The 2,500-nt window shown below is 63.4% G+C and carries 1 protein-coding gene; it reads right to left on the reverse strand.

Annotated features, from left to right (window positions below; translation table 11 throughout):
• Positions 1-161 precede the first annotated feature (161 nt).
• The gene (locus EN893_RS06965; protein WP_164748944.1) at positions 162-2,129 is read right to left on the reverse strand and encodes a M23 family metallopeptidase; all 1,968 of its coding nucleotides are present in this window, start codon (positions 2,127-2,129) and stop codon (positions 162-164) included.
• Between the last annotated feature and the right edge of the window lie 371 nt (positions 2,130-2,500).

Here is a 2,500-nt window from a genome sequence, read left to right on the forward strand (position 1 = left end):
TCGATGCGGCGAGGCTCGCCGCCAGCGATGCCGCTTTTGCCGCGGTTTCTTCGGTGACCGCGCTGCTTTGCCTGCTTGCGGCTGTCATCGCCTGGACGACCATTCCCGGTGAGCGATTGCCATGGCCGCGACAGGCCGAAGATCGGCAAGGCTGAAGCGGGTCAACCGTCGATCTTGGCGCTCGCAACCTTCAGCGAATCGCTGTCTTCCTGCTTCAGCAGTTCGTCGATGCGCTCGCGCTCGCGCTTGAAGGCGACGAGGTCATCGCCCTTCAGCACCTTGCCGACCGGCAGGCGGACACGCATCGGATCAACCTTGGTGCCGTTGACGATCAGCTCGTAGTGAAGATGCGGGCCGGTGGCGAGGCCGGTCTGGCCGAGGAAGCCGATGGTCTGGCCCTGGCGGACGTGCACGCCCGGTTCGATGCCTTTGGCAAAGGCGCTCTGGTGATTGTATGATGTCTCATAGCCATTGGCATGGCGGATGATGATCTGCTTGCCGTAGCCGCCGGCCCAGCCGACCTTCTCGACCGTGCCGTTGCCGGCGGCGATGATCGGCGTGCCGATCGGCGCGGACCAATCGACGCCGGTGTGCATGCGGACATAGCCGAGGATCGGATGCCTGCGGGCGCCGAAACCGGAGCGGAATTTCCCGGCGGGCAGGGGATTGCGCAACAGGAACTGCTCGGCGCTCGAGCCGTCCTCATCAAAATAATCGGTGCCGCCGTCCTGCATCTGGAAGCGGTAGAAGTTGCGGGTCTGGCCGCCGAACGTCGCCGAGACGTAAAGAAGCTCGGAGCTGTCCGAGGTCTGGTCGTCACCGTCGGGCTGCGAGAACAGGACTTCGATGCGGTCGGCGGGGCTGAGGCGGGATTGGAAGTCGACGTCGGACGCCAGCAACTTGATCAACCGCTGCGTCATCGCCTTGGACATGCCGTAGGAATAGGCGGCGCGGTAGATGCCGTCATAGACGTTGGGCAGGTTGCCGCGCACCACCACGGGCGCCGACGAATCATCGAAGGCCGTCAGCAATTCGGGGTTCGGATCCGGTTCCTGCGCCGGCACATACTGGCCGCGATCGTTGAGCGCGATGGTGACGATGTGCTGGGTCCGGTCATAGACGCTGGTGCGCACGACCTTGGCGGCATCGCCGTGAACCTCGAGGCCGACACGCAGCACGGTTCCAGCTTTGAGCGCTGTTGCGTTGAGCAACTTGGCGATAGCTTCGGCCATTCCGGTGGCATCTTCACCCGTGTAGCCCGAATTGGCAAAAGCCTCGGTGACGTCGAGATCCTTGGTGAAGGGGATGATTTCCTCGGCGAAAGCCGGCGCCTGGTCGTCAACAGTGGCACGGGGCGCCACCGAGACATTTTCCGGCACGATCTTGACGTCGTAGGAGCCCGCCATGCTCTCGGCAAAAGCTTCGCCGAATCGCTGCGGGTCGACATAGTGAAGTGAAGCGACCTGCACGGCGCCGTCGCTGAGGTCGGTGCCGGCTTCGCGCACCACTTTTTCCACCTCGTCGGCGGAGAGGTCGCTCTTTTCGTCGAAGGAAGCTGTTTCGATCGGAAAATCGACGGTCTTCAGGCTCATCTCGCTTTCGACCTTGGCGCCGTAGATCTGGCCGGAAGCGGCAGAGGCCGTCGCCGGCTGGGCATTGTCGTCGCTGTCGTCGCCGAACACCTGCATCGGGTCGAAGGGTGGGTAGGCGCGGCTGGTGGTGTGGCCGGCGGCAAGGGCCATCTTGATCTGGACGAAAGGCATGGTGTGGATGACGTCGCGGTCGCCGACCTTGGTGACCATCGACACTTCCATGCGGCGGCGGTCCTTGGCCTTTGCGATCTGACGCGGCGCCACCAGCCTGGTGGTCTTGGCGACTTCGCCGGAATCCCCGTTGCCGGCAAGGCTGATCAACTCGGCGATCTCGGGTGGGGTGGCCAGTTGCTGGCGGCCGTCAAGGGCGGCGAACAGCGCCACGCCCATCAGCACGCTTGAGGTGACGCCAGTGAGAAATGTTCCCGACAGCCAGCGTGCAGAAACCTCGCGCCGGTCGGGCGGGCCGCTGCGGCCATCCGCGATAAGCGGCGGCTCGTTGCCGAGTTCGGCTATGACATCTTCCGTGTCTGGCATCCAGAAAGGCTGCTTCTTCCCCGGGCGGAACGGCTTGTCGCTTTTGTTGTGGCCGTGACATTTGCCTGTCATGGCAGGTGAAGTCAACGAAGCGCCAGGCTCCGAACGAATTGCCCCCAAGCACTTCTCTTATAGAGCGCTCTACCAGGCGGGGCGGTGTACCTTCTCTGCAAGGCCCATCGCACACTCCTATATAGAGGGCTCGTAAGACAGGCGCTGCTCCGTCGGCGGCGCCCACTTTCGTTGGCTTTGGTGTCGAACGGCAATGCGGCGGCAATAGGGCTCCTTCCCTGCCGTCCAATCGGTATTGCCAGCGTTCCCCTGGGGCAGTCGGCTATCGGCAGATCGGGTCCGAAATTTCTGTCGCAAAA

Source organism: Mesorhizobium sp. M7A.F.Ca.CA.004.04.2.1 (genome assembly GCF_004022825.1).
Lineage (GTDB): Bacteria > Pseudomonadota > Alphaproteobacteria > Rhizobiales > Rhizobiaceae > Mesorhizobium.